The sequence below is a fragment of the Weizmannia sp. FSL W8-0401 genome (assembly GCF_038009125.1).
Classification (GTDB): domain Bacteria; phylum Bacillota; class Bacilli; order Bacillales; family Bacillaceae_C; genus Weizmannia; species Weizmannia coagulans.
On record NZ_JBBPAG010000001.1, the window covers coordinates 2,237,993 to 2,264,082 of the forward strand.

At 47.1% G+C, this 26,090-nt stretch carries 24 protein-coding genes, 2 tRNA genes, 2 rRNA genes and 1 other RNA gene; 11 read left to right on the plus strand and 18 right to left on the minus strand.

What is annotated here, in order from left to right; genetic code table 11:
- Positions 1–48 precede the first annotated feature (48 nt).
- From NSU00_RS11010 to NSU00_RS11025, 4 genes are all read right to left on the minus strand, one after another.
- Positions 49–2,980, minus strand: a 23S ribosomal RNA gene (locus NSU00_RS11010).
- 319 nt (positions 2,981–3,299) lie between these two features.
- Positions 3,300–4,853: ribosomal RNA gene (locus NSU00_RS11015) — 16S ribosomal RNA — on the minus strand.
- Together the 16S and 23S rRNA genes form the textbook arrangement of a ribosomal RNA operon.
- Positions 4,854–5,141: 288 nt before the next feature.
- The gene (locus NSU00_RS11020) at positions 5,142–5,456 is read right to left on the minus strand and encodes a hypothetical protein (protein WP_237342451.1); all 315 of its coding nucleotides are present in this window, start codon (positions 5,454–5,456) and stop codon (positions 5,142–5,144) included.
- Between the two features lie 219 nt (positions 5,457–5,675).
- Positions 5,676–6,581 carry a DMT family transporter gene (locus NSU00_RS11025; protein WP_340703679.1) on the minus strand — a complete coding sequence of 302 codons (906 nt, stop codon included), beginning with the start codon at positions 6,579–6,581 and terminating at the stop codon, positions 5,676–5,678.
- 91 nt (positions 6,582–6,672) lie between these two features.
- On the opposite strand from NSU00_RS11025, the gene NSU00_RS11030 reads away from it, so the two are divergent.
- Positions 6,673–7,362 carry an MgtC/SapB family protein gene (locus NSU00_RS11030; protein WP_029142729.1) on the plus strand — a complete coding sequence of 230 codons (690 nt, stop codon included), beginning with the start codon at positions 6,673–6,675 and terminating at the stop codon, positions 7,360–7,362.
- Between the two features lie 135 nt (positions 7,363–7,497).
- Here NSU00_RS11030 and NSU00_RS11035 read toward each other — a convergent pair whose 3' ends face one another.
- From NSU00_RS11035 to NSU00_RS11060, 6 genes are all read right to left on the minus strand, one after another.
- Positions 7,498–8,565 carry a DUF1646 family protein gene (locus tag NSU00_RS11035; RefSeq protein ID WP_340703680.1) on the minus strand — a complete coding sequence of 356 codons (1,068 nt, stop codon included), beginning with the start codon at positions 8,563–8,565 and terminating at the stop codon, positions 7,498–7,500.
- A 566-nt stretch (positions 8,566–9,131) separates the two neighbouring features.
- Positions 9,132–9,518: an MFS transporter gene (locus tag NSU00_RS11040; protein ID WP_340703681.1), complete on the minus strand. Its 387-nt coding sequence runs from the start codon at positions 9,516–9,518 to the stop codon at positions 9,132–9,134.
- 303 nt (positions 9,519–9,821) lie between these two features.
- A complete protein-coding gene (locus NSU00_RS11045; RefSeq protein ID WP_340703682.1) occupies positions 9,822–12,233 on the minus strand; it encodes a heavy metal translocating P-type ATPase in 2,412 nt (803 codons plus the stop codon).
- A 93-nt stretch (positions 12,234–12,326) separates the two neighbouring features.
- The gene (copZ, locus tag NSU00_RS11050; RefSeq protein WP_029142726.1) at positions 12,327–12,533 is read right to left on the minus strand and encodes a copper chaperone CopZ; all 207 of its coding nucleotides are present in this window, start codon (positions 12,531–12,533) and stop codon (positions 12,327–12,329) included.
- Between the two features lie 14 nt (positions 12,534–12,547).
- Positions 12,548–12,892, minus strand: coding sequence for a metal-sensitive transcriptional regulator (locus tag NSU00_RS11055; protein ID WP_013860052.1), 345 nt, complete (start codon positions 12,890–12,892; stop codon positions 12,548–12,550).
- A gap of 161 nt (positions 12,893–13,053) precedes the next feature.
- Positions 13,054–13,464, minus strand: coding sequence for an Lrp/AsnC family transcriptional regulator (locus tag NSU00_RS11060; protein ID WP_017551011.1), 411 nt, complete (start codon positions 13,462–13,464; stop codon positions 13,054–13,056).
- A gap of 106 nt (positions 13,465–13,570) precedes the next feature.
- Here NSU00_RS11060 and NSU00_RS11065 point away from each other — a divergent pair, with 106 nt between their 5' ends.
- From NSU00_RS11065 to NSU00_RS11090, 6 genes are all read left to right on the plus strand, one after another.
- Positions 13,571–13,990, plus strand: coding sequence for a carboxymuconolactone decarboxylase family protein (locus NSU00_RS11065; protein WP_041819301.1), 420 nt, complete (start codon positions 13,571–13,573; stop codon positions 13,988–13,990).
- Between the two features lie 27 nt (positions 13,991–14,017).
- Positions 14,018–14,200 (plus strand): hypothetical protein, encoded by a 183-nt coding sequence (locus NSU00_RS11070; protein WP_340703683.1) that lies wholly within the window; start codon positions 14,018–14,020, stop codon positions 14,198–14,200.
- Positions 14,201–14,270: 70 nt separating this feature from the next.
- Positions 14,271–15,458, plus strand: coding sequence for a M20 family metallopeptidase (locus tag NSU00_RS11075; protein WP_340703684.1), 1,188 nt, complete (start codon positions 14,271–14,273; stop codon positions 15,456–15,458).
- A gap of 60 nt (positions 15,459–15,518) precedes the next feature.
- Positions 15,519–15,713 (plus strand): DUF3311 domain-containing protein, encoded by a 195-nt coding sequence (locus tag NSU00_RS11080; RefSeq protein WP_013860056.1) that lies wholly within the window; start codon positions 15,519–15,521, stop codon positions 15,711–15,713.
- Entirely contained in the window at positions 15,710–17,179 is a 1,470-nt protein-coding gene (locus NSU00_RS11085) for a sodium:solute symporter family protein (protein ID WP_019720164.1), read from the plus strand. The genes NSU00_RS11080 and NSU00_RS11085 overlap by 4 nt, the downstream gene beginning before the upstream one ends.
- A 151-nt stretch (positions 17,180–17,330) precedes the next feature.
- Positions 17,331–17,414: transfer RNA gene (locus NSU00_RS11090), tRNA-Leu, on the plus strand.
- Positions 17,415–17,713: 299 nt separating this feature from the next.
- Here NSU00_RS11090 and NSU00_RS11095 read toward each other — a convergent pair.
- The 3 genes from NSU00_RS11095 to NSU00_RS11105 all read right to left on the minus strand — a co-directional run bounded on the left by NSU00_RS11095 (position 17,714) and on the right by NSU00_RS11105 (position 20,419).
- Positions 17,714–18,037 carry a four-helix bundle copper-binding protein gene (locus NSU00_RS11095; RefSeq protein ID WP_340703685.1) on the minus strand — a complete coding sequence of 108 codons (324 nt, stop codon included), beginning with the start codon at positions 18,035–18,037 and terminating at the stop codon, positions 17,714–17,716.
- Positions 18,038–18,833: 796 nt separating this feature from the next.
- Positions 18,834–19,487 (minus strand): YkyA family protein, encoded by a 654-nt coding sequence (locus NSU00_RS11100; RefSeq protein ID WP_029143012.1) that lies wholly within the window; start codon positions 19,485–19,487, stop codon positions 18,834–18,836.
- Positions 19,484–20,419, minus strand: a complete 936-nt coding sequence (locus NSU00_RS11105; RefSeq protein ID WP_029143011.1) for a polysaccharide deacetylase family protein — start codon at positions 20,417–20,419, stop codon at positions 19,484–19,486. The genes NSU00_RS11100 and NSU00_RS11105 overlap by 4 nt, the downstream gene beginning before the upstream one ends.
- A 777-nt stretch (positions 20,420–21,196) precedes the next feature.
- Here NSU00_RS11105 and NSU00_RS11110 point away from each other — a divergent pair.
- From NSU00_RS11110 to NSU00_RS11120, 3 genes are all read left to right on the plus strand, one after another.
- A tRNA-Pro gene (locus NSU00_RS11110) sits at positions 21,197–21,270 on the plus strand.
- 672 nt (positions 21,271–21,942) lie between these two features.
- Complete coding sequence (locus tag NSU00_RS11115) at positions 21,943–22,050, plus strand: YjcZ family sporulation protein (protein ID WP_073193886.1); 108 nt, start codon at positions 21,943–21,945, stop codon at positions 22,048–22,050.
- A gap of 327 nt (positions 22,051–22,377) precedes the next feature.
- On the plus strand, positions 22,378–22,539 hold the full coding sequence (locus NSU00_RS11120) for a hypothetical protein (RefSeq protein ID WP_340702823.1): 162 nt from the start codon (positions 22,378–22,380) through the stop codon (positions 22,537–22,539).
- 248 nt (positions 22,540–22,787) lie between these two features.
- On the opposite strand, the gene NSU00_RS11125 is transcribed toward NSU00_RS11120, so the two are convergent.
- From NSU00_RS11125 to NSU00_RS11140, 4 genes are all read right to left on the minus strand, one after another.
- Positions 22,788–23,063, minus strand: a complete 276-nt coding sequence (locus NSU00_RS11125) for a hypothetical protein (protein ID WP_328192642.1) — start codon at positions 23,061–23,063, stop codon at positions 22,788–22,790.
- 210 nt (positions 23,064–23,273) lie between these two features.
- Positions 23,274–23,468: non-coding RNA, 6S RNA (ssrS, locus tag NSU00_RS11130), on the minus strand.
- A 46-nt stretch (positions 23,469–23,514) separates the two neighbouring features.
- Positions 23,515–23,811: a rhodanese-like domain-containing protein gene (locus NSU00_RS11135; RefSeq protein WP_029143018.1), complete on the minus strand. Its 297-nt coding sequence runs from the start codon at positions 23,809–23,811 to the stop codon at positions 23,515–23,517.
- Between the two features lie 85 nt (positions 23,812–23,896).
- Positions 23,897–24,157: a metal-sensitive transcriptional regulator gene (locus NSU00_RS11140; protein WP_133537383.1), complete on the minus strand. Its 261-nt coding sequence runs from the start codon at positions 24,155–24,157 to the stop codon at positions 23,897–23,899.
- A gap of 488 nt (positions 24,158–24,645) precedes the next feature.
- Between NSU00_RS11140 and NSU00_RS11145 the strand changes: the two genes are divergently transcribed.
- The gene (locus tag NSU00_RS11145; protein ID WP_061565791.1) at positions 24,646–25,428 is read left to right on the plus strand and encodes a thermonuclease family protein; all 783 of its coding nucleotides are present in this window, start codon (positions 24,646–24,648) and stop codon (positions 25,426–25,428) included.
- Between the two features lie 99 nt (positions 25,429–25,527).
- Here NSU00_RS11145 and NSU00_RS11150 read toward each other — a convergent pair whose 3' ends face one another.
- Positions 25,528–26,037, minus strand: a complete 510-nt coding sequence (locus tag NSU00_RS11150) for a PTS sugar transporter subunit IIA (RefSeq protein WP_019721441.1) — start codon at positions 26,035–26,037, stop codon at positions 25,528–25,530.
- Positions 26,038–26,090: the final 53 nt, after the last annotated feature.

The following is a 26,090-nucleotide window of genomic DNA, read 5'->3' on the forward strand; positions in this document are numbered from 1 at the left end:
GGTCAGAACATTCGCTTGTCGGGGCTAAACAAGGCACCTTCGCTTTTCGTGGTTAAGTCCTCGATCGATTAGTATCCGTCAGCTGCACGCGTCGCCGCGCTTCCACCCCGGACCTATCAACCTGATCATCTTTCAGGGATCTTACCAGTTAAACTGTGGGAAATCTCATCTTGAGGGGGGCTTCATGCTTAGATGCTTTCAGCACTTATCCCTTCCGCACATAGCTACCCAGCGATGCCTTTGGCAAGACAACTGGTACACCAGCGGTGCGTCCATCCCGGTCCTCTCGTACTAAGGACAGCTCCTCTCAAATTTCCTGCGCCCGCGACGGATAGGGACCGAACTGTCTCACGACGTTCTGAACCCAGCTCGCGTACCGCTTTAATGGGCGAACAGCCCAACCCTTGGGACCGACTACAGCCCCAGGATGCGATGAGCCGACATCGAGGTGCCAAACCTCCCCGTCGATGTGGACTCTTGGGGGAGATCAGCCTGTTATCCCCAGGGTAGCTTTTATCCGTTGAGCGATGGCCCTTCCATGCGGAACCACCGGATCACTAAGCCCGACTTTCGTCCCTGCCCGACTTGTAAGTCTCGCAGTCAAGCTCCCTTATGCCTTTACACTCTGCGAATGATTTCCAACCATTCTGAGGGAACCTTTGGGCGCCTCCGTTACCTTTTAGGAGGCGACCGCCCCAGTCAAACTGCCTGCCTGACACTGTCTCCCACCCCGGTAAGGGGTGCGGGTTAGAATTTCAATACAGCCAGGGTAGTATCCCACCGATGCCTCCGCCGAAGCTGGCGCTCCGGTTTCCAAGGCTCCTACCTATCCTGTACAAGCTGTACCAAAATTCAATATCAGGCTGCAGTAAAGCTCCATGGGGTCTTTCCGTCCTGTCGCGGGTAACCTGCATCTTCACAGGTACTATAATTTCACCGAGTCTCTCGTTGAGACAGTGCCCAGATCGTTACACCTTTCGTGCGGGTCAGAACTTACCTGACAAGGAATTTCGCTACCTTAGGACCGTTATAGTTACGGCCGCCGTTTACTGGGGCTTCAGTTCAGAGCTTCGCCTTGCGGCTAACCCCTCTCCTTAACCTTCCAGCACCGGGCAGGTGTCAGCCCCTATACTTCGCCTTGCGGCTTCGCAGAGACCTGTGTTTTTGCTAAACAGTCGCCTGGGCCTATTCACTGCGGCTTCCCGGGGCATACACCCCAAAAAGCACCCCTTCTCCCGAAGTTACGGGGTCATTTTGCCGAGTTCCTTAACGAGAGTTCTCTCGCTCACCTTAGGATTCTCTCCTCGCCTACCTGTGTCGGTTTGCGGTACGGGCGCCTTTCACCTCACTAGAGGCTTTTCTTGGCAGTGTGGAATCAGGAACTTCGGTACTTTAATTTCCCTCGCCATCACAGCTCCGCCTTGGCGCGAAGGATTTGCCTCCGCACCGGCCTAACTGCTTGGACGCGATCAACCAGTGTCGCGCTTGCCCTATCCTCCTGCGTCCCCCCATCGTTCAAACGGTGAAGAGGCGGTACAGGAATATCAACCTGTTGTCCATCGCCTACGCCTTTCGGCCTCGGCTTAGGCCCCGACTAACCCTGAGCGGACGAGCCTTCCTCAGGAAACCTTAGGCATTCGGTGGAAGGGATTCTCACCCTTCTTTCGCTACTCATACCGGCATTCTCACTTCTAAGCGCTCCACCGGTCCTTCCGGTCCGGCTTCAACGCCCTTAGAACGCTCTCCTACCACGGACACCAAACGGTGTCCATCCGCAGCTTCGGTGATACGTTTAGCCCCGGTACATTTTCGGCGCAGCGTCACTCGACCAGTGAGCTATTACGCACTCTTTGAATGATGGCTGCTTCTAAGCCAACATCCTGGTTGTCTAAGCAACGCCACATCCTTTTCCACTTAACGTATACTTTGGGACCTTAGCTGGCGGTCTGGGCTGTTTCCCTTTCGACCATGGATCTTATCACTCACAGTCTGACTCCCAAGCATAAGTTTTTGGCATTCGGAGTTTGTCTGAATTCGGTAACCCGATGAGGGCCCCTCGTCCAAACAGTGCTCTACCTCCAAAACTCTCCGCTTGAGGCTAGCCCTAAAGCTATTTCGGAGAGAACCAGCTATCTCCAAGTTCGATTGGAATTTCTCCGCTACCCACACCTCATCCCCGCACTTTTCAACGTGCGTGGGTTCGGGCCTCCAGCAAGTGTTACCTTGCCTTCACCCTGGACATGGGTAGATCACCTGGTTTCGGGTCTGCGGCCTCATACTCTTTCGCCCTGTTCAGACTCGCTTTCGCTGCGGCTCCGCTTCTTCAGCTTAACCTTGCATGAGACCGTAACTCGCCGGTTCATTCTACAAAAGGCACGCCATCACCCGTTAACGGGCTCTGACTACTTGTAGGCACACGGTTTCAGGATCTCTTTCACTCCCCTCCCGGGGTGCTTTTCACCTTTCCCTCACGGTACTGGTTCACTATCGGTCACTAGGGAGTATTTAGCCTTGGGAGATGGTCCTCCCGGATTCCGGCGGGATTCCTCGTGTCCCGCCGTACTCAGGATCCACTCGGGAGAGAACGAAGTTTCAGTTACAGGGCTTTTACCTTCTCCGGCAGGCCTTTCCAGGCCGCTTCACTTACCCCGTTCTTTTGTAACTCCCATATGAGTGTCCTACAACCCCGGAAGGCAAGCCTTCCGGTTTGGGCTGTTTCCTGTTCGCTCGCCGCTACTTGGGAAATCGCAATTGCTTTCTCTTCCTCCGGGTACTGAGATGTTTCAGTTCCCCGGGTGTGCCCTTCCTGCCCTATGGATTCAGGCAGGAATCCTGTCCGATTAAAGACAGGGGGTTTCCCCATTCGGAAATCTCCGGATCAAAGCTTACGTACAGCTCCCCGGAGCATATCGGTGTTTGTACCGTCCTTCATCGGCTCCTAGTGCCAAGGCATCCGCCGTGCGCCCTTTCTAACTTAACCATAAAAGGTTTAAATCCAAAAATAAGCGATTCTCGGTTTACTTGGTTTATTTCTCCTATCCAGTTTTCAAAGAACACATACTGAAGGATTGGACCTTCAAAACTGAACAAAACGAAAACGCCAAACTTAATTTCGGAAAACCGAAGGTTTTCCTTTTATGTCTAGCTCCGGGCGCTATCGGCTAGCGTATTTCTACGTCTTCTCCCTACGATAAGCGGGCATCGATTCGCCTTTAAGGCTCATCGTGTTTCCTTTATCTCAGTCGAAGACTTCGAAATCCGTACGCCGATGAACGAGCGCCCTACGCTTTTCCCCTTAGAAAGGAGGTGATCCAGCCGCACCTTCCGATACGGCTACCTTGTTACGACTTCACCCCAATCATCTGTCCCACCTTCGGCGGCTGGCTCCGTAAAGGTTACCTCACCGACTTCGGGTGTTACAAACTCTCGTGGTGTGACGGGCGGTGTGTACAAGGCCCGGGAACGTATTCACCGCGGCATGCTGATCCGCGATTACTAGCGATTCCGGCTTCATGCAGGCGGGTTGCAGCCTGCAATCCGAACTGGGAATGGTTTTCTGGGATTGGCTTAACCTCGCGGTCTCGCAGCCCTTTGTACCATCCATTGTAGCACGTGTGTAGCCCAGGTCATAAGGGGCATGATGATTTGACGTCATCCCCACCTTCCTCCGGTTTGTCACCGGCAGTCACCTTAGAGTGCCCAACTCAATGCTGGCAACTAAGGTCAAGGGTTGCGCTCGTTGCGGGACTTAACCCAACATCTCACGACACGAGCTGACGACAACCATGCACCACCTGTCACTCTGTCCCCCGAAGGGGAAGGCCCTGTCTCCAGGGAGGTCAGAGGATGTCAAGACCTGGTAAGGTTCTTCGCGTTGCTTCGAATTAAACCACATGCTCCACCGCTTGTGCGGGCCCCCGTCAATTCCTTTGAGTTTCAGCCTTGCGGCCGTACTCCCCAGGCGGAGTGCTTAATGCGTTAGCTGCAGCACTAAAGGGCGGAAACCCTCTAACACTTAGCACTCATCGTTTACGGCGTGGACTACCAGGGTATCTAATCCTGTTTGCTCCCCACGCTTTCGCGCCTCAGCGTCAGTTACAGACCAGAGAGCCGCCTTCGCCACTGGTGTTCCTCCACATCTCTACGCATTTCACCGCTACACGTGGAATTCCACTCTCCTCTTCTGCACTCAAGCCTCCCAGTTTCCAATGACCGCTTGCGGTTGAGCCGCAAGATTTCACATCAGACTTAAGAAGCCGCCTGCGCGCGCTTTACGCCCAATAATTCCGGACAACGCTTGCCACCTACGTATTACCGCGGCTGCTGGCACGTAGTTAGCCGTGGCTTTCTGGCCGGGTACCGTCAAGGCGCCGCCCTGTTCGAACGGCACTTGTTCTTCCCCGGCAACAGAGTTTTACGACCCGAAGGCCTTCTTCACTCACGCGGCGTTGCTCCGTCAGACTTTCGTCCATTGCGGAAGATTCCCTACTGCTGCCTCCCGTAGGAGTTTGGGCCGTGTCTCAGTCCCAATGTGGCCGATCACCCTCTCAGGTCGGCTACGCATCGTTGCCTTGGTGGGCCGTTACCCCGCCAACTAGCTAATGCGCCGCGGGCCCATCTGTAAGTGGCAGCCGAAGCCGCCTTTCCTTTTTCCTCCATGCGGAGGAAAAAACTATCCGGTATTAGCCCCGGTTTCCCGGCGTTATCCCAGTCTTACAGGCAGGTTGCCCACGTGTTACTCACCCGTCCGCCGCTAACCTTTTAAAAGCAAGCTTTTAAAAGGTCCGCACGACTTGCATGTATTAGGCACGCCGCCAGCGTTCGTCCTGAGCCAGGATCAAACTCTCAGTAAAAATGTTTGATAAAAGCTCAAAAAGAATTTGACGTTTCGTTTTGTCCAGTTTTCAAGGAACAATCTGTGTCACATCTTTATGACTGCGACTTTTCTATTATATCAAATGCCAGACAGCTTGTCAACGTTATGTTGTTTGCTCGCTATCGGACGAGTATTAATATATCATGCCGTGAGCATTTGTGCAATAGTTTTTTTGAAATTCGCGGGCAAATTTTAAACCCGGCGCCTCCATTTCCTTTCTGTATAAAACAGGACAAACATACCATGCGGCTTTATCGATTTAGTTTTACCAATAACGGCCCTTTTCTTTTCCTGTGCGGAAAATCAACATACCCCAGGCAAGGACCACTAACAAGTTGTAAGCCTTAAGCCAGCGGGGGACAGGGCTAAGGATCATATTGGCAATGAAACCTGCCGCACTCAAAATTAAAAGGATCGCTAAAAAAATTTGGTTTTTCTTGCTCATTCTCCATCCTTTCCTCTCCGAAAGAGACTTGCAACCCCCGATTAAGACGCGGAACTTCTTTTTTCGTTCTTGTTGCGCTGCTCCTTTTTTCCATTCGCCTTCTTGATTGAATGCCAGAAATTCGCCAGCATCCATTGGGAATAATCGTTTGCCGGCCAAATCCCGGGGTGCACAAGTAAATCCCCAAAACAGCCTTTAGCTGCTGCAAGTGTATCAGTTGTAGGCCAAGTACCCGGCACGGTATACTATTTTTATATACAAAACTTTCTTGCGTTTTTGTGTTCTTCGCTTTATCACGGGGTGCACGAAGCTTTCAACGCTCGCAAGTGTGGCGAAGTCTTAAGCGTTCCGGGGCTAACGGGCCGGTTCGCTTTTTTCATTCAGCCTGACAGCGCGGCGGTTTTCAGCATGATCCCGGGCCAAAAAATAGGCAATGCTCAGCAAAATGATGATCCCGCCAATTGCCTGGAACCAGGATATTTTTTCGCCAAAAAGCAAATATGCCAAAATGGCTGCGCCTACCGGTTCAAATAAGATCGCGACAGAAACAACCGATGCACTGATCCATTTGATAACCCAGCTAAAAACAGAGTGCCCGGCAAGCGTTGGCAAAACGGCCAATAGGAGAAAACAGATCCAGTTGCGGGCGGAATACGGGTAAAAAGCTTCTCCTGCAAAAAGCACATAGAAAAACAGCACCACCGTTGATGCGAGGTAGACGATAAATGTGTATGGAACTACATCTGCCCTTTTCCGCACGTACTGGCCGATCATCATATAAGCTGTCACAAAAAGGCAGGAGACGAGCGCCAAAACATCGCCGTATAGCGCTTTTCCGCTGATGAAAAAATCGCCCCAGCTGATCAGGATGCTCCCGAAAATGGAAAATGCAGCACAAACAATCGCCTTAAGAGAGAGCGGTTCCCGGAAAATAAAATAGCTGCCGGCAAATGCAAAAACCGGCTGCAATGTCACAAGGATAGTCGAACTTGCAACCGATGTCAAATCCAGCGATTCAAACCATAAAATAAAATGGAAAGCGAGCAATGCCCCGGAACTGATGGAAAAGAGCAAATCTTTTTTCAGCATGCGCATTTTCGCTTTCTTTCTGGCTGTCAGAAAGATTGGCAGCATGATGATGGTGGTAAAGAATAACCGGTAAAAAGCAATCACACCGGCATCCGCCGTGCTGTATTTTACCAAAATGGCGGAGGATGTGACAGCAAGTACGCCCGCGATTAAAGCAATATAAGGATTCAAATTGCGAATTCTCCTTTTTTTGATTATTTACTTTTATTTTATAGCGCAGAAGCAGCATTGAACAGTATTTTTTACAAGGGGGGGAAGCCGGATGGTTTTTGGGGATTTGGAAATTTTATATAAACTGGGAATTACAGCCGTGCTGGGGCTGATTATCGGGCTGGAAAGAGAATTAAAACGGAAACCGCTCGGACTGAAAACCAGCCTTGTCATCTCAATTATCAGTTGCCTCCTTACCATTGTTTCCATTCAGTCTGCCTATCTTTTCAACCATGCCCATAGTGTGCAGATTACAATGGACCCGCTCCGGCTTGCCGCACAAATCGTTTCCGGGATCGGTTTTCTCGGGGCAGGGGTGATTTTAAAAAAAGACAATGACACCATTACAGGCCTGACCACCGCCGCCATGATTTGGGGGGCGAGCGGCATCGGGATTGCTGTCGGGGCCGGTTTTTATATGGAGGCGATTGCCGGCGTCGTGCTCATTATCATCAGCGTGGAAATCATCCCTTATTTAATGGGCAAAGCAGCGCAAACAAAGTTGCGCAATAAAGACCTGATTATAAAAGTTATCGTCCGCAACAGGGATGCCATACCATGCGTCCTCGATGCGATTGAGAAGCAGCAAATTACAATTGAAAATATCCGGATCAAAGATTTAAAAGATCAAACCCATTTAGTCGATTTAAAGGCGCGGGCGAGCTACAAACATACAACGGTGGATGTATACCGCCATATTTCCGGCATGGATGAAGTTGCAGCTGCAGAAGTAGAGAGCTGAATTGAGCTTTTTACTGGGCAAAAACCGCTTGCTTTTCCCGGCCAGGCCCAAGGGTTCCGGATATTCAGCAGCAGCCGGATTTTCTCCATCTTTGCCCCTGCCGGCAAATAAGGACTTCGTTACGAAGCCCTTATTTTAAACCAGGAAAAGCATGATCACAAAATAAACGACCATTGCTGCCAGGCCAAGCGGGAATGCAAAGCGCGCATATTCAAGGCTTGAGATTTTTAATTTTCCCGCGGCAATGATATTCGGAATATTCCCCGGCACAAGCATTCCGCCGCTTATCAGCAGGCCCATCAAAATATCTTGAATCGCCTTATCATTCATCGCCGGGCTGATTTCGGCTGCGGCAAGGGTGGCATTATCCAAAACAGCGGAAACCATATTGATCCAATACAGGACACGCGGGCTGAGATCCAGCAAATAGGCTTCAATAAATGGTTCAAATCCTGCCCCGAGCAAAGTGAGCGCCATTACAAACAAGTAAATCTTGAAACTGCGGATGACAATTTCCTTGTATGATTCTGAAGCCGCTTCAGCTTTTAACCCTCCATCCTCCGTGGTGGCCATGCCCGGTTCTTTTCCCGCCGCGGTTTCCATGGCGCTTGAATACTGCCCCGGTTTGACGATCAAAGCAGCCAGCACACCGAAAACAATGACAGCCGGGATCACTGAAGTGCCGGTAAGTCTCAGCAAGTAAAAAAAGTCTGCATCCAGTTTGCTCACGACAATGGTGGAAAGCGGCTCCCCGATCGGCGTGAGCACAGCCCCGAGGCCAATGGCGAAACAGGCAAGGACAACCAAACGGACTTCCGTCTTCCGGTCAAGCCGCAAAAAACGGATGACCGCTACAAGAATGATGGCGGCAACAATGGCGGTGATGACGCTCGACAGCAAACCGAGTATGATGACAAAGAGCGCAATAAACAAACGAAACGGCATCGCATGGCTGATCCGCCTGATCCCTTTTTCGATCGGTTTCTCAAACCAGCGGAACAAAAGCCCCATCGCAAGCACAGCAATCGTGATATTGAGCGGGTGGACAAGAGCTTCCTGCACTAGATGCCAGGAAAATGACCGGCTGACAATACAAGCTGCCACGCCCATTACGAACAAAAAGGCTTCCAGATTCCTTTCCACTATTTTTGTAAACGGCAGGAACAGGACCAATAACAAAATAACCGTCAATCCCATTACCATCAAACCACTCCCTTTCATTTTTTTCGGAAAGCAAAAAAGCCTGCCACCGCGGGACATACGTATCCCTTGGTGACAGGCTCCTCCTTTAAGACAATCTATTCCATTGTCAAAACCATCCGCGTTTCACGGTAATGCTCTATCTATGATAACATCTATCCCGCATTGGCGCAATGGTGTACATTCCATCAATTGCAAAAAAGTTTGATCTTCTTTTATCTTAACGGATTGATGATACGAATGATTCATTTCCCAATCATTAGGGTTTGCTGAACGAATCCGATTTGCCAGCAAGCTTTGCCTCAATATTTAAAATCAGGCATCTGCGAAAATGCATGGTGATGCTGAATCAGCTTTCAAGTGCCTGCTTGTTTTTGTTCCACCGGCGCCGGTTCTTTCATAAAGAATACGGCTACGGCCATGGGGCATAAAAGTAAAATAGCCCCCGCTAAAACAGGATAGCTAAAATCGATATTCCCTAAAACTTGTGTACCAACATATCCCGCTAATAAGGTGAAAGTTGTCCCGAATACTTGGTTATTAGAAAATACTTTTTCAAACGGATAATCCTATTCTTCCTCACGAATGCTATCTATCATCCATGAATCCACTGTGCCCGATCTTAAAGATTCGCCAGGCAAGGTAAAAATCGCACTTAGAATAAGAAAAACCATATTTCCCCAATCAAAAAACAGCAGGAACAGGCCAATACTCCTGATCACGCAACTGCTAATCAGCGTTTTTTTCCTTCCAAAAGTATCCGCAATCACGCTGGACGGGATTTCCGTAATAAAACCAACAATCCAAAAAATGGATAAAAACAGATTAATATCAGCATAACTATCATGGATGGACTTCATATATAAATATAACGTCCCGCCAAACAACATAATCCCCATGTTATACAAAATATTGAACGCATAATAGGTGTTTTTAATTCTTTGAATCCTATTCAAGTTTCATTCACCACTCCCAGGATATCCAGTATCATATGAGAAACCGCCGATGCCCGCTATGATTGCTTGCCCGTATGCAATCTTCTCCACAACGAGTGCCGCGGTTAAAACAAACATTGTTAATCCATTTGGACATGTCCATTCTGTTATCAGCAAATTTCAAATCATTTTTAAAAGCAAACTGATCTGATATATTATTGCATACAGAGTACGGATTAGGTGTCTCCATTCAAAAAAATGAAACAAAAAAGCCGTTATTTTGATCGACCAAAATAACGGCTTATTTATTTTCTATATGTCGTTTTATACCGGCTGCCATTTGCGCAAGAACAGGGTATTGCCCACAACTGACACAGAACTGAAGGCCATGGCAGCTCCGGCCAGGATCGGATTTAACAGCCCGAATGCTGCCACCGGGATCAGAACCACATTGTAAGCAAAAGCCCAGAACAGGTTCTGGCGGATTTTCCGCATCGTTGCCTTCGACAAGCGGATTGTGTTGACAATCCCCATCAGGTCGCCGCGCATTAAGGTAATATCAGCGGCCTCCATCGCAACATCCGTCCCGGTTCCAATCGCAATCCCGACATCGGCTGCAGCAAGAGCTGGGGCATCATTGATCCCGTCGCCGACCATTGCCGTAATGTTGCCGGCACGCTTCAATTTTTCCACTTCTTTGGATTTATCTTCCGGTAGCACTTCCGCGAGCACATGGTCTACGCCGACCTGCCGGGCAATCGCTTCTGCAGTGCGGCGGTTATCGCCTGTCATCATGACCGTTTCAATGCCCATTTCTTTCAACATGCGGATGGCTTTTGCCGATGTTTCTTTCACCGTGTCAGCAACGGCAATCAGCCCGGAAAGCGCGCCATCCATTGCAACCAGCATGGCCGTTTTGCCGTCTTCCTCAAGTCTTTCCATTTGGCTGATCACATCATCAATCCGGATACGTGCATCCTGCATCATTTTTTTATTTCCGATCAAAACTTCTCTATCCTCTATTTTAACCCGGATGCCATGGCCTGGTACCGCTTCGAATTCCGCAACATTCGGCAGTTGCAGGTCTTTTTCAGCCGCTTTTTTTACAATGGCTGCACCAAGCGGGTGTTCCGATCCTTTTTCGGCTGCAGCGGAAATGGCGAGCAGTGCTTCCTCTGAAAAACCGCCGTATGGGATGAGATCCGTTACTTCCGGCTCTCCTTTTGTAATCGTGCCGGTTTTATCGAGTACAACAGTCGTAATGCGATGGGCGATTTGCAAATGCTCGGCGCTCTTAATCAGCACGCCGTTTTCGGCACCGAGGCCGGTTCCGACCATAACAGCTGTCGGGGTAGCAAGCCCGAGGGCGCAAGGGCAGGCGATGACGAGCACAGCAACCATGCTGATGATCGCCGGGGTGAATCCGGCCGCAAAATACGTCACCGCAAATGTCGCCAGTGCAATCAATATGACGATCGGCACAAAAATACCCGAAATCTGGTCTGCCAGATGCTGGATCGGCGCTTTTGAACCTTGCGCCTCTTCCACCAGTTTAATGATCTGGCTGAGCGCCGTATCTTTCCCGACTTTTGTGGCTTTAAAGCGGAACGAACCGGTTTTGTTCAATGTCGCCCCAATGACGGCATCGCCCGCTTTTTTTGAAACGGGCATGCTTTCGCCGGTCAGCATGGACTCGTCGACAGAAGAGGCCCCTTCTGTAATGACGCCGTCAACCGGAATTTTTTCCCCGGCGCGGACAAAAAGAATATCGCCGGGGACGACTTCTTCAACCGGTACTTCAACTTCTTTGCCGTCCCGGTTGACTCGGGCCGTTTTTGCCTGCAGGCCCATCAGTTTTTTCATCGCTTCTGATGTTTGGCCTTTAGCCCTGGTTTCCATCAGTTTGCCAAGGACGATCAGCGTCATCACAATGGCGGATACCTCAAAGTAAAGCATGCGCCCGGAACCGAGGATGGTAAGGACAAGGCTGTATAAATAGGCCGTGGACGTCCCAAGCACAACCAAAACGGCCATATTGGCACTCCCGCCCCGGATGGCATGGTAAGCATCCCGGTAGTAATGGCCGCCGACAAAAATTTGCACAATGGTAGCAAGCAAAAGCTGTAGCCATGGATTCATATGGAAAGAAAAGCTGCCGCCGTAATGCATAGCGATATCCGAGATCATTTGCAACAAGAAAAAGACGGAGATGACAGCACCAACTGCAAATTTTATTTTTTGCTTTTTATATGCTTTCTCACGCATCTTCTTTTCATAGTCCGGATCCATTTCGCCTTTTATTTTTGCGTCATAGCCGGCCTTTTTTACAGCTACAATCATTTGTTCAGCGCTTGCCTGTCCCGGCAGGTATGTAACACTTGCCGTTTCCGTCGCTAGGTTGACGGCGGCGCTAACAACACCGGGGATTTTTTTCAGCGCCCGCTCCACGCGGTTGGCGCATGCCGCGCATGTCATGCCCATAATATCCAGCTGCGCTTTTTCTTCTAATACGCCATAACCCGTTTTCTCCACTTTTTCGATCAAATTTTCGACAGTCGCCTGTTTCGGATCGTATTGAACGGCGGCTTTCTCTGTCGCCAGGTTGACATTTACCTTTTTGACGCCTTCCACTTTCGATAAATTCTTTTCAATCCGGTTGGCGCATGCTGCACACGTCATGCCGGTAATGCCAAGCGTGACGCTTTCGGCCTTTTTTTCCTGTAGTGATGCGGCCATATCCATTCCTCCTGACGCCTTTTATACCCTCTATAGGTATATTTTTTTGAAAAAAGAGAGCGTGCCCGAAAGCACAGCCCGTTTTGCCCGGATTTACGCTACTTCATAGCCTTGGTCTTCAATGGCTTCTTTTACTTTATCAAGCGTCACTTCATTCGGATCGAATTCAACATCCACTTTTCCTTCTGCCAAATGAACGTCTACATTTTTCACGCCTGACAAGTCGCCGACGCTTCCTTTAACCGCTTTGACACAATGTTCGCAAGACATGCCTTGTACATTTAAGGTTACTTTTTCCATGATCAATCGCTCCTTTATTTTCGCATTGTTTTTTGTATGGTCACTAAAAATTCATCCAGCACATCGAGATCCCCTTCTTGAATCCGTTCCAAGACACAATTTTTCAAGTGGCCCTCGAGCAGGATCTTCGACACGCCGTTTAAGGCAGATTGGATGGCAGCAATCTGGGTAATGACATCGTCGCAATAGGTATCTTTTTCGATGAGGCCTTTGACCCCTCTTACCTGCCCTTCAATACGGTTCAACCTGCTGACCAGGTTCTTTTTCACTTTTTCCGAATGGTGGCTTTTCCGTTCACTGTGGGCGGGGCAAACGGGAGCTTCATCCCGGGCATCCATCATGATATCCAATTCCTCCATCTCCTTGCCTCCTTCGCAATTTCAATATACCATCCCCCCGTATACTATGTCAACATAGATGCTCCATTTTGAACATTATTTCAGCATGCCTGGAGCGTACGTCCATTCATTTGGCAAAAGGCCCTGGAATTTTGATACCTGTTGAAATAGGCGCACTTGTTTTAAACCACTTTGGAAAAAACAAAGCTCGTTTTAGAATGTGCAAATAACTGCAATTCATCAATGAATTGCTCTGCGTCTTCAAATGAGTGGAAGCGGGCTTTTAACATAAAGCATGCCTCGCCAGCAATACGATAACAAAAATCGACATTCGAGTACTGGCATATTTGCTTTTTAAAATCCTCGTAACGATTATTTTTAATTGTCGCTTCAATGATGGCTTCAATGGGATATCCCAGCTTTTTTTGGTTCAGTTCAATTGTATAGCGTTTAATGATGTCCTGTTCTTCTAATTGCCGTACCCGTTCTCTCACAGCCGGGGCAGATAGATGAACACGCCTGCTGAGCTCGCTCATTGATAAGCGGCTGTCTTCTTTCAATTCATGTATGATTTGTTCATCAATGAAATCCATTTCTTGAAATTCCTTTCCATTTTTAAATTTAAATCAATCAAATACCTTTTAATCGATATGTAAAAGCTGCATGCTTTATTTTACACTATTTTTGGGAGGGATGAGCATGACACTGATACCATTACATGAAAGGGGGAATACGCCTTTTCAACAATTGCTGGGATATAACGCGTCCATTCTGAAATACTGGAACAAACTCAGCCATGAATTTGAAAAGGATGGCCGGTTGCCAGCGAAGTTAAAAGAAGAAGTCCGGCGTACACTTGCACAAAAAAATGGCTGCCTGTATTGTAAAGCAAAAGGCAAACCGAACCCCGTTGATTATGATGAAAAAACAGCGGTATGTACCGGATTTGCAGAAGCTTTTCTTGCGGGCAAAGGGCAAACCTCTCCAAATGTAACAGCGGTTTTGAAGGAGTATTTAACAGATGCGGAAATAAGTGAGCTGATTGCTTTTATTTGCTTTACAACAGCATCCCAATATTTTGGCGCCCTCATGCAGCTGGGGGAGCACCAAGATAAGTGAAATTTCCATCAGTGGGAAGTCCCGCTGATGGAACCAATGGTTATTAGAAAACATGCATTGTACGTAATCTTTCCAAAACCAAACTTCTATTTGCGCGGTGACTATTTTTTGCAGCAGGCAACAGAGCCAAAATATTCCGTTCATTTTATACTTTCTTGGAAAAAAGCTAAACATGAAACCAACTTGTTATTGCAATATAAGACTGCGTGATGTTATAATACTCTAAATTCTTTAAATAGATAAAGAAAATAGAAATATAGGATAAGAAAGGGATTCTGATATGGCATTATCTTTGGAAGTCGAAAAAATCGATGCATTGGTCGAACAAGTCAAGGAAGATGTAATCCATTGGCGGAGGCATTTGCACCAAAACCCGGAGCTTTCTTTCCAGGAAGTCGAAACATCGCAATTTATATATGATACGCTTGCATCTTTCGGGGGTTTGGTGTTGTCCCGCCCGACAAAAACGAGTGTGGTAGCCCGGCTGAAAGGAGCAAAGCCCGGCCGTGTTTTAGCCATTCGCGCCGATATGGACGCGCTCCCCATTCAAGAAGAAAATGCATTTGATTTCGTCTCAAAGCATGATGGTGTGATGCATGCTTGCGGCCATGACGGGCATACCGCGATGCTGCTAGGGGCCGCGAAAATTCTGGCCGGCTTAAAAGACCAAATCGCCGGTGAAATCCGTTTTCTGTTTCAACATGCCGAAGAACAATTGCCAGGCGGTGCCGAAGAAATGGTCCAAGCCGGTGTCATGGACGGCGTGGACCAGGTGATTGGCGCTCATTTATGGTCACCGCTTGAAGCTGGAAAAATCGAGTTGGTGTCAGGACCGATGATGGCAGCACCAGATGCTTTCTACATCACGATTAACGGAAAAGGCGGACACGGGGCACAGCCGCATTTAGCAATAGACAGCATTGCAATTGGCGCACAAGTTGTAACAAACCTTCAACATATTGTTTCAAGAAATATTGATCCCTTAGATCCCGTTGTTCTTTCCGTGACCCAGTTTATAGCCGGTACTGCGCATAACGTCATTCCCGGTTCGGTTTTCATCAGCGGCACCGTCCGGACGTTTAAGCCGGCGTTGCAGGAAGAAGTGATCCGGCTGATGGAACGCGTCGTGAAAGGCGTAACAGAAGCGCACGGGGCGACTTATGATTTTCAATACGTGAAAGGTTATCGTCCCGTTATTAACGATCCGGAAGTCACGGCAAAGCTGCGTGAAGTACTGGTTGAGACGTTTGGTGAAGATGCCATTCAAGACGGCGTTCCAACCATGGGCGGGGAAGATTTTTCCGGATTCCAGCAAAAGGCACCCGGCACATTCTTTTTTATTGGAGCCGGAAATGCGGACAAAGGCATCGTTTATCCCCACCATCACGCCCGCTTTACTGTGGATGAGGATGTATTGCCTTACGGGGTGAAAGCGTTCGTCGCCGCCATCCTGACGTTAACTGCCTGAAAAGGATCAGCCGCTTTTTCACCGGTTGGCCTTTTACACTAAAAAAAGTGAGGTTTTCAAATGAAATTCGTCCTTGCATCACTCCCATTTCTTGCTTTAATCATTGGCATGTTTTTTGCAAACCGTACCAATCCGATGATTCTCGGAATGCCTTTTATCATGTTCTGGACCGTGTTGTGGGTTGTTTTATCGACGGTTGTAATGTTCATTATCTATAAAACCGATCCGAAAAACCAAAGGGGGGATGCCGAATGAACAGCGCACTTCTTGTTATCCTCATCTTTTTGCTGGTGTCACTCTATCTCGGCATCCGGGCGCGCCGGGGCAAGCAAATGAACCTTGAACAGTGGGCAACCGGCGGCAGAAGTTTTGGAACATTGTTTGTATTCTTGCTGAGCGCCGGTGAAATTTACACGACTTTCACTTTTCTTGGCGGCAGCGGATGGGCTTACGGCAAAGGGGGGCCGACGCTTTATATACTCTGGTACGGCTCATTGGCTTATGTTCTTTCCTATTGGCTGCTTCCGGCCATTTGGCGTTATGCAAAAGAACATAAGCTGTTGTCCCAATCCGACTTTTTCGCGAAAAAATACAATAGTCCCGCACTCGGTGTCCTTGTTTCGATTATCGGCATCATTGCCATGATCCCGTACCTTGTTTTGCAGTTAAAAGGGCTCGGCAGTATCGTCAGCATTGCTTCTTACGGCTCGATTTCTTCCGGCGTCGCCATCTGGATCGGCGTGATTGCGGTAACCATTTACACCACGATTTCAGGCGTACACGGAACAGCCTGGACATCCGTCATGAAAGATGCATTGGTTTTGGCCGTCGTCGTTTTTCTCGGCATTTATCTCCCCGTTCATTATTTTGGCGGCTTTTCAGATATGTTTCATGCCATTGACCAGGCAAAACCCGGCTTTCTTGCGCTCCCGCACCAAGGGATGAGTGTATATTGGTTCATTTCGACCGTTTTGCTGACGGCACTCGGTTTTTACACGTGGCCGCATTCTTTTGCCGCCTCCTTTACAGCGAAAAATGAAAAAACGTTCCGCCGCAATGCGGTGATTTTTCCGCTGTATCAGTTGATCCTGTTGTTCGTATTCTTTGCCGGTTTTGCGGCGATTCTGACTGTAAAGCCGGCACTTGAAGGAGCAGCAACCGACAATGCCCTGCTCGTTCTTTCTATTGAAAGCTTCCCGCACTGGTTTGTCGGTGTCATCGGCGCCGCCGGTCTGTTATGTGCGCTGGTACCGGGGTCGATGCTGTTGATGAGCGCATCCACAATGATTTCGAAAAACTTGTTTAAAGTATTTAAACCGACCGCCAATGAAACACAAGTGGCCAATGTTGCCAAATATTTGGTTCCGGTCGTATCTTTAATTGCCCTCTACTTCACATTTAACGGCGGGCAAACCATTGTTGCCCTGCTGTTGATGGGGTACAGCATGGTTACGCAATTTTTCCCGGCGATCGTATTCAGCTTTATGAAAAATAACCCGATTTCAAAAGCAGGCGCATTTGCTGGAATTGTTGCGGGCGAACTTGTCGTTTCCTATGTGACGATCACGAATCAGACGGTTGCGACGCTGTTGCCGTTTATGCCGCAAGCAGTCAAAGACTTAAATACCGGGATCATCGCCATGGTTTTGAACTTGATTGTAACCTTTGCCGTGAGTGCTTTTACAAGAGACAGACAAAAAAGCGTTGAAATGGCTGCGTAAACTATTTCCCAAAAAGGAGCCGTGCATGCACGGCTCCTTTTTTAACAAGCTTTCCAGGGATCCAAAAAAATTTTAAAAAAGGTATTGCTTTTTTCCACCGGGCATTATATAATAAATTTGTCGCTGATGAGGCGAACAAAAATAAAACAATGCGGATGTGGCGGAATCGGCAGACGCGCTAGATTCAGGTTCTAGTGGTGGAAACACCGTATGGGTTCAAGTCCCTTCATCCGCATCACAAAAAGCAAGGATTTCAGTTTATGGCTGGGATCCTTGCTTTTTTATTTTGATATTAAATTTCCTGCCGCATTGTTCCGGAGACCAAGAAATATAAAACAAATACATCGAATTGTTTTCTGCCGGCCATCCATTTCATGATGTTAGGAGCGCCATGAGAAAAATTGGTTTTTACCTTTTTAAACCGGCGATCCAATTTTTATTTTCTTCCGTTCGCTTAAACTTAAACACATCATTCCCGTTTTATTGATTTTGCCAAAAGCCGGTTCCCTTTTTGATAAGGGAACCGGCTTTGTGTCAGGCCATTTTCCGGCAAGCTTCCGCACAGCGCAAGCATGCTTCGGCGCATTTTTTACAATGGTCATGGATGTATTTCCTGCATTCCTCCCCACATGCTTCGCAAATTTCTGCACACAAATTGCAAATTTGTTTCACAAACGGGCTGTTGCTTTGCATCGCTTGCAATGCCAAAGCACAAATATTTGCGCATTCTCTGTCCATGCAGATACAGCCAGCCATCATTTTCAAATTATCTTCCTTTAAACAGGCACTGTAGCACTGATTACAGGCTTCCATACACTCCTGGCAGGCTTTGATGCATTCTTCATAGGACGTGTCCATTTTTATCCACCTCCAAATTGTCTTCCCCTATTTTTTGCCCGTTCTGTTGAACATCCAAACTGCATCATTTCTGCACATTTTCTTATTTATGGATGAAGTTTTAAAATCTTTATTTTCGCTTAATTAGGGCTTGCTGAAAAAGCAAAATTCCTAGATTTGGCAAGGATGCTGACAGCTTTGGCATAAATTTACTGCAAGTGTTTTATAAAAAATGCAGGGAAAAGCTTGCACTTGAAACGCGTCCTATGTGAAGGAAGACCGTCAATTTTTCGCGCTTTCTTAACGTAGAGCTCCTCTAAGGAATTGCGACTGGACCCAAAATGTCTTTTTGAAGCCGTCAAAAAGACAAAACACGCTGCATCCAGGCTCGAAATGTCTTTTTGAACCTGCCAAAAAGACAAAACAAGCCGCACCTAGGCTCGAAATGTTCTTTTAAGACAAAACACTGCAAGGATGCTGACAGCCTTGGCAAAAATTTAAATGCAAGGGTGTTATAAAAGCTTGCACTTGAAAGCTGATTCAATGCATAGAGAAGACAGAATCGCATTTTCAAAGATGGATTCTTCTAGAGCTTGCAGGCAAATTGGGTACAAACTCAGAATCGGATTGGTTCAGCAAGGCCTAATTAAAGACCGATAAAGCAGATTTCTTTTAAAATATACAGGCTTCCATTCCAAATCAAAAACGGTCCATCTCATCGTATCACCCAATTTTCCAGCCGTTTTCCTGTCCCCAAAAAAAGAAGCCCGGGACCGGCATAATGCCGGTCCCGGGCCTCTTTAAAAAAGCGCCCAATTTAATAAAGCCCTGCTTTTTTAAAATACTTGTCTTTTTCGCGGTTATACCGTTTCGTATCCTGGTTGAATTGGCGAATCGTTTGTTCCATTTCCCCATTGTATTCATTTATTTTTTTTATTTGATTATCTAACTCGTCCGGGCTGAACTTCTCCAGATTTTTATAAAATTTGCCTTGTAATGCCAATTGTTTTTTATAATCACCAAAAAAAGTGTTCATATATTTTTTGCGCTCATCCATGATGGTAAGCAGCTTCTGCGCCTGTTTCCGCTGCCCGCCGTCTTTAATTTTTTCCACATTTTCTTTTATGGATGTCGATTGTTCATATGCCTTTTGGAAATTCTTTTTGGATTTCCTCAGCTCTTTCCACTGCTTTTCGGTATAGCTGTCCGCCGTTTTTAATTTCCGCTTCACTTCCGGGCGGTTTTCGTCATTCAGTTCAAGTTGGTTTAAATCAGCATAAATGGACGCCACTTTTTCTTTATATTGGTCCAGCTTCTCCTGGTTCGCGACAAAATCTTTTTCATAGGATGCGGATTTCTTTAATTCTTCGTATATGCTGTCCGCTTGTTTTTTGTCTGAATGGCACCCGGCAAGAAGCAAAAGAAGCCCCGGCAACATCATTCCGAATACAATAAATCTTTTCACCCTCATCTTCTCCCCGTTTCAACTGGATGACGGATTGGATGACAGCGGCCTTCACACGGAAACGTTACCGCGGGCGTTTTATTGGTCAGTACTTTTGTTTTATAGCCCTGCTTCTTGATAAACTTTAGTAACTTCGGCAAATATTTAACGGTTTCCGGTTTGTCATGCAAAAGGATGACCGGCGTTTCCCCTGCCTGTTTTTTTTGCCGGATTTGCTGAATCGTATACTGGACATACCGTGCATCTTTTAACTCCCAGTCGCTGCTGTCCACATTCCAATCCCAAATATGGAACCCATTTTTATCCAGTAAATCGCGCATTTCATCTGTTAAATACGGAATACTTCCATACGGGAGGCGTACCATATAAGATTTTACACCCGTGACGTTTTCCAATATTCTTTGATCCTCAGCCATTTCGTGTAATGGCGCGGATGTATTGCTGTAGATCGCTCTTGCTTTATGTGTGATCCCGTGCAAGGCAAGCCCGTTTCCATTTTTGTACATGCGTTTTACGACTGCCGGATGCTCTTTTATTCTTGGCCCGAGCATGAAAAAGGTCGCTTTCATCTGATAAGCTTCCAACAGATCCAATAACTGGTTGGCCGCACTCGACGGGCCGTCATCAAATGTTAAGTAAATGGCATTTTCTTTCAAATCTTTCTCGTTTTGCTTCGCCACTTCTTTCTGTCTCTCCGCTTCTTTTTTCTGCCGCTGTTGCCCGATCATCGATTTGTACAAAGGAGAACCCGCAAACACTGTCATTGGCGCAGGCGAAAAAGATAAAGTGCGCAGTGATACAGCATGCGCATCTTTTCCTTTGTCTTTCGCTGACATCTTTTCCCCTTTGCCAACGAGTCCGGCCAAAACAACAACAATCAACGTAAATAAGAGCGCCGACACAACTTTTCCCTTGAAATTTAATTTCCTGCCGCGCATATCTCTCTCCCCTGCTCAAAGGCTCACCGTATTTTTCATTTGCTGCCATCTTCCGACATCATCCGCAAAAACTGTCAAACATATATGATTCAGTATACACGAATATCCACAATTTTACCATACTCTACAAAATCTTAATTGTTTGATCATTTTATTCTACATCTTGCTGCAGTCAAATTTCGACAGAGTGAAACGCGAATAGCGTGCTTATCCCTGCTATGGCCGTTTTTTTGTTTTTATTCCCTTAGAATTTTTGAAAAAACGTTCCACTTAAGCACCTTCCCTTATTCCTGAACCCTCCCGCCTTTCCCCCTGCCTGTTTGTAAAAGGCAGCACAACCCACTCATGGCGAATGATAAAGCTGAAGGTGATGAAAATGAAGGTCATTTTAAAAGCACGATGCGTGATTTTTTATGGCCTTTCAGTTTCCGGATTGCCCGGCGTTAGCTGCATGAATTTTACTGGACCGCGCCATCAAACATAAAGAAATGCCGAATGAAGAAACAATGTTGGCTTCGCTGGAAAATACGGGAATCGACATCATACCGGCGGCGGTGATTCCCGATGATATTCCCCCTAAAAAAACCTTTAAGCTTTTCCCAAGCGGCAAAACCTTCTTATTTTCCAGTTGAAAAAGGAATGGCTGCCGGCCCGAAACCAAGCCGGAAAAAATTTCTTTAAAAAAAATAAAAAAAGGCTTTGACAAACGAAATTTATTGTCGTAGAATAATATTTGTCAGCAAGAGCTAAGGAGCTGGCAAGCAAAAATAAAATAATCGGGAAGTAGCTCAGCTTGGTAGAGCACTACGTTCGGGACGTAGGGGTCGCAGGTTCAAATCCTGTCTTCCCGACTACTAAAAACCTTGATGTATCGCGGATGCATCAAGGTTTTTTTCGTTTTCAGCCGGGGTGATTTGCCCGTTGTTTACGCATTCCGTCAACAATTCAGCATTAAAACTGAATGCCCCTTTGATTAAAATTCCAGTGGGGATAAAAAGCCACTTTTTTCTTCACCCATTATGGCCCATCATTCCTTCATGCTTTATGCGTATTAACTTCTTGCTGCTTGTCCGGATGGAATGCCCCCTGTCTCTGTCCTTCCATCCATCCATAAACGTATATTTCTTTTTCATTAAGATGTTTGTCCATTCCAATCCAGTGATTCATTCATTTAATGTAGAGAATTTACGATGAGGAGGTGTGTCAATTGTATTGCAGACCAATAATTGCTACCCCAAGATACATAATTCACAATTGTTTTGTCCCGCGTTTCCAACCCATCATCCATCCACTCGTGGAAGTGAACCGTACAAATGTCGTTACAGTTCCTAGGCATATGTTGAAACCGATCAGAAAAAATGAAGTGGTCTATCACAATCGTCCTTTTCCATGCCGGCATTTTTGGTAGTGCCAGCAAAGCCACTTCGCCTTTTCTTCATCCCTTTCACGTTTGTCCTTTACACCTTTCTTCGAAACATCATATTTTAAATACAAGATATCTTAAGGAAAGGAGGTGAAAGTCAATGACAGATGGTGGTTACAGCACGGGCACATCTTTTGCCCTGATTGTCGTTCTCTTTATCCTGCTTATTATTGTAGGAGCGTTTTATATGGGTGGCTCCGGATATTAAGCATAATCAGCAAACTAGAGAGAAAAAAGTCCCCCTCCACTCAGGCAGCCTCCATTTTGAAGCGTATCATTACGCTTCTTTTTTATTTGCTTTGTCATTGACAAAAAGATCCATGCCATGATGAAAGCACACCAAAAAAGGATAAAAAGCAGTTGGCACAATGATTCGGAGCAGAGCCGATGAGGGCAATATGGCGTTGTCTACGTACTTAGTGAATAAATGTTCCGCTATATCGCATTTTTAATAGGCTGGATAGAAAACCGGTTAAGCCATAAATTGGTTAAAAAACTTCCGATTAACACACCCTATGTTTGGGAGGTGATAAAAATGGAAGAAGAAAAAAGTTACAAATCCAATACTTACTCGTACAATAACCAGCTCGAAGGAAATGTCCAGTCGCAAAATACCGGCAGCGAAGAGGAAAAAGGGCTGGCTGATACCATTCAAAATGTGATGAACAAAGTCACCGGACTCGGGGAAACCGAGTAAAGCGAGAAGGCTGCCGCAAAAACCGTTGAGACGATCCTCAACGGTTTTTTGAACGCTTCTTGCAAAAGATCAGCCGGTCCGCGAAGTTCTTTTACGCAAAACTGCCCAACGTTAAGATTGGCGCGATTTTGGCACGCTTCTTTTACGCAGAATCTGTTAAGAAGACGCGCATTTCAGCGGCCTTTCTTTTCTTAGGGCGTCTGTGCGTAAATATATAGTACCCTTCCTCTGTGCAGAACACTCCTATGTCAAGATAGGCGGAAAACTTGGCAGGCTTCCTTTATATAGAGCGCCCCTGGTTTCATTTTATACAACAACAGGCCGTTCAACAGGCCGCCAACCGGAAGCAGCAGCATCTTATAAGGCACGGGCAACGCACCTGTTTTTCCGCTTAAAAAATTTAAAGCTTTCAAAAACAAACCGACCGTGGTTCCGGCCACAATGCCAATCAGTACGGCTATAGCGACATAGACGATCATGGTAATAAACATCACGGCAGGCTCAATGTATTTCATTTGGTTCACGTTTTCCCACTCCTGCATGTCAAAACATTGTTAGTTTTATTATACACCCCGTAATACCGAGCGCAGATAAACGTGAAAAAAATGGACCGGGCACTGCATCCGGGGCGCAAGGATAACAGGCTCAGGTAATGCCTCCGGTTTGCTTGGAATATCCGGTTCTTGAATGGGAAAACCCCGCCCTTCTAAGAAGGACGGGGTTTAACAAATTATGTATGTGCCGCAGTTGCCGTAATCAAACTAAGAAAGTTTTAGAACCACACTCCTCAAAGTGGGTGTCCGCAAAAGCGTTCTTGCCATCCTCCCTGCCAAACGGCAAAAGGCCCGGCATTCCCGCAATAATGTTAAACTCCCTATAACAGTTTAAAGGTTAAAACTTTATTAATATTACGTACAACGCAGCTTGTACTCTTATACTACGCTTTATGCGCCGCAAGATCAAGAGGAAAATTTTTCATTCCGTTTCACCGGTCCAGGCCATCATGCCGCCTTCCAGGTTTGTGACATCAAAACCCTGGCTTTCGAGAAACTGGCATGCCATATAGCTCCGCCCGCCGGAATGGCAAACGACAATATAGTCTTTGGAACGGTCAAGATCCTCTAGGCGGAATCCCAGCAAACCGAGCGGAATATGCAGCGCGCCCGGAATTTTCCCTTCCGCCACTTCCTCCGTTTCGCGCACATCGATAATATTGAGTTTTTCACCCTTGTTCAGTTTTTCCTCGACTTCCTTCGCAGAAATTTCTTTCATCAAAATTCCTCCCTCGTAAAACAAAATCCCCTCTTTTTCGAAAAGTGCAGGCCTTGCCAGCGATGATTTTGCGGAAAAGCCGATGTCAGCGGCTTTTCACAAGCAGGTTGACCGCTTCTTTTACAAGGCTTCCCGCGTCTTCCCCGTTTTGTTCGGCATTTTTCACACATTCCACCAGATTGGTGCTGACAATGACGCCGATCGTCCGGTCAATTGCCGTCCGGGCGGCAGACAATTGGGCAATGACCTCTTTGCAGTTGTCCTTTTCTTCCATCATCCGCAGTACTCCCCGCAATTGCCCTTCGATTCTTTTGACACGGTTTTTGATTTGCGCATCGTATTCCACCTTTTTCCCTCCCCGGTTCCAAGATAGTATAAGAATGAATATGAAATCCTTTTCTGCGTAATAAACGGATGCTGAAATTGGCTTCAAGCCGGCTGGAAGCAATGAGGTGAAGACTGCCTTTTGGAATTTCGCCGGAAAACCGCTTTAAATAAGCCGTCGGAATCACAATGGCATCCCCGGTACCGCTTCCGGCATGCTGGTAATCCCTCACATCGACCACCACTTTATTTTCAATCACATCTTTTCTTAAATCCGCCCGCACGGTACCGCGAACGGGAACGTAACGTGTATAGCCGGTTTTCGTGAGAATGAGCGCAAGAACGAGCAAAACAATATACATTTATACGGATGACCTCCTGCCCGTAGTTCGGTTACAACCCCTATCATATACCCCAGGTGGTATTATTGTCAAATGGATGGCTTAAAGAAACCCGCTTGAAATGGTAAAATAAGGGCGCTACATTTTTTAAAAGCAAGGAGAAGGGGAAATGAAGACAAAAACAGCAGGCTGGTTCACGCTCTTTTTGGCTATGATGCTCGCCGTTGCAGGGTGCGGGCTGCATCAAAACAGCACAAAAACGGGCACAGAACCAAAAACAGTGCAACAAACAAATACCGGGCCGGGAGAAAACCGGCAAACGGCAGGCAAGCAAATTGCTGTTAAACTTGCCGGTGTTACCGATGGGGACACGATTAAAATTTATTATCATGGAAAAGAAGAGACGGTCCGCTATTTGCTCGTTGACACGCCGGAATCAAAAAAACCGGATATGTGCGTACAGCCGTATGCAAAAGCGGCCTATTACCGGAACAAGCAGCTCGTTTCAAGCGGCAAACTGACGATCGAATTTGATCACGGGGCAAAACGCGACAAATACGGGCGGCTCCTCGCTTATGTATTCGTAAACGGCAAGTCCGTGCAGGAAAAGCTGCTGAAAGAAGGGTACGCGCGCGTGGCCTATGTGTATGAACCGCCCTATCAATATTTGGGCACTTTCAAAAAAGCCGAACAGCGGGCTAAAAACGAAAAGCTCAGGGTCTGGTCGCAACCCGGGTATGCAACAGACCGCGGTTTTAACGGGTGCGAAAAAGGCAGTTCCGCATCCAGTGCTTCCGGCGGGGAGAGCCGTTCCAGCAACGGGAGCAGTGGTTTCCAAAACTGTACAGAACTGCGCAAAAAATATCCAAACGGCGTACCGCGTTCAAACCCTGCTTATCGCTCCTATATGGACGGCGACAAGGACGGATACGCATGCGAACCATACAAGTAAGAAGCAGGCTTGCACAAGCCTGTTTTTTCTTTTTGCGGCGCAGGGCACCCCGGCTTGCACCACCTTCCCCGCCGCTTGCTTCGAGCCTGTTTTTTGGTTTCACAGACAAGCCCGCATGATTTCCGTCTGCCCGGCAACCGCCTCAACCCCGGTGCTTTTTTCGAGCGATTTTACAAGCTCTCCGTTTGTAATGATGATCGCTGTAATCGTATCCGCTGCATTGGCTTTGATAAATTCCAGATTAAAGCGAATCAACGGATCGCCTTTTTTAACTGTGTCCCCCGCCTGCACAATCGTTTCAAAACCCTTTCCTTCAAGCGAAGCCGTTTCCAGTCCGATATGAATCAGAATTTCCAGCCCTGATTCCCCGCGCAACCCGATTGCATGCTTTGTCGGAAATACTTGGATCACCTCGCCGTCAAACGGGGAAACGGCACGCCCCTCTAACGGCCTGATTGCCACGCCGTCTCCAATCATTTTTTTGGAAAAGATGGGATCGGGCACATCCTCAATCGGCGTCACCTCTCCTCCCATTGGCGCAAAAATATGCTCTTCCTTTCTTTTTCGATGGAAAAAAGGAAACAAAACGGACACCTGCCTTGTTTTCAACTAAATACACCTTCTATTTTAACATGTATGAAAAAAAAATCCGGCAGTTTTCA

Bases quoted from the DNA above. Each gene is read 5' to 3' on its own strand.
- NSU00_RS11055 (WP_013860052.1), bottom strand. From the start codon at position 12,892: ATGGAGGAATTGGATATCATGATGGATGCCCGGGATGAAGCTCCCGTT.
- NSU00_RS11105 (WP_029143011.1), bottom strand. From the start codon at position 20,419: ATGCGCGGCAGGAAATTAAATTTCAAGGGAAAAGTTGTGTCGGCGCTC.
- NSU00_RS11060 (WP_017551011.1), bottom strand. From the start codon at position 13,464: ATGGATTTCATTGATGAACAAATCATACATGAATTGAAAGAAGACAGC.
- NSU00_RS11030 (WP_029142729.1), top strand. From the start codon at position 6,673: ATGGTTTTTGGGGATTTGGAAATTTTATATAAACTGGGAATTACAGCC.
- NSU00_RS11120 (WP_340702823.1), top strand. From the start codon at position 22,378: ATGGAAGAAGAAAAAAGTTACAAATCCAATACTTACTCGTACAATAAC.
- NSU00_RS11070 (WP_340703683.1), top strand. From the start codon at position 14,018: ATGGAACCAATGGTTATTAGAAAACATGCATTGTACGTAATCTTTCCA.
- NSU00_RS11045 (WP_340703682.1), bottom strand. From the start codon at position 12,233: ATGGCCGCATCACTACAGGAAAAAAAGGCCGAAAGCGTCACGCTTGGC.
- copZ (WP_029142726.1), bottom strand. From the start codon at position 12,533: ATGGAAAAAGTAACCTTAAATGTACAAGGCATGTCTTGCGAACATTGT.
- NSU00_RS11035 (WP_340703680.1), bottom strand. From the start codon at position 8,565: ATGGTAATGGGATTGACGGTTATTTTGTTATTGGTCCTGTTCCTGCCG.
- NSU00_RS11095 (WP_340703685.1), bottom strand. From the start codon at position 18,037: ATGGACACGTCCTATGAAGAATGCATCAAAGCCTGCCAGGAGTGTATG.
- NSU00_RS11065 (WP_041819301.1), top strand. From the start codon at position 13,571: ATGACACTGATACCATTACATGAAAGGGGGAATACGCCTTTTCAACAA.
- NSU00_RS11100 (WP_029143012.1), bottom strand. From the start codon at position 19,487: ATGAGGGTGAAAAGATTTATTGTATTCGGAATGATGTTGCCGGGGCTT.
- NSU00_RS11080 (WP_013860056.1), top strand. From the start codon at position 15,519: ATGAAATTCGTCCTTGCATCACTCCCATTTCTTGCTTTAATCATTGGC.
- NSU00_RS11115 (WP_073193886.1), top strand. From the start codon at position 21,943: ATGACAGATGGTGGTTACAGCACGGGCACATCTTTTGCCCTGATTGTC.
- NSU00_RS11135 (WP_029143018.1), bottom strand. From the start codon at position 23,811: ATGAAAGAAATTTCTGCGAAGGAAGTCGAGGAAAAACTGAACAAGGGT.
- NSU00_RS11085 (WP_019720164.1), top strand. From the start codon at position 15,710: ATGAACAGCGCACTTCTTGTTATCCTCATCTTTTTGCTGGTGTCACTC.
- NSU00_RS11145 (WP_061565791.1), top strand. From the start codon at position 24,646: ATGAAGACAAAAACAGCAGGCTGGTTCACGCTCTTTTTGGCTATGATG.
- NSU00_RS11020 (WP_237342451.1), bottom strand. From the start codon at position 5,456: ATGGATGCTGGCGAATTTCTGGCATTCAATCAAGAAGGCGAATGGAAA.
- NSU00_RS11075 (WP_340703684.1), top strand. From the start codon at position 14,271: ATGGCATTATCTTTGGAAGTCGAAAAAATCGATGCATTGGTCGAACAA.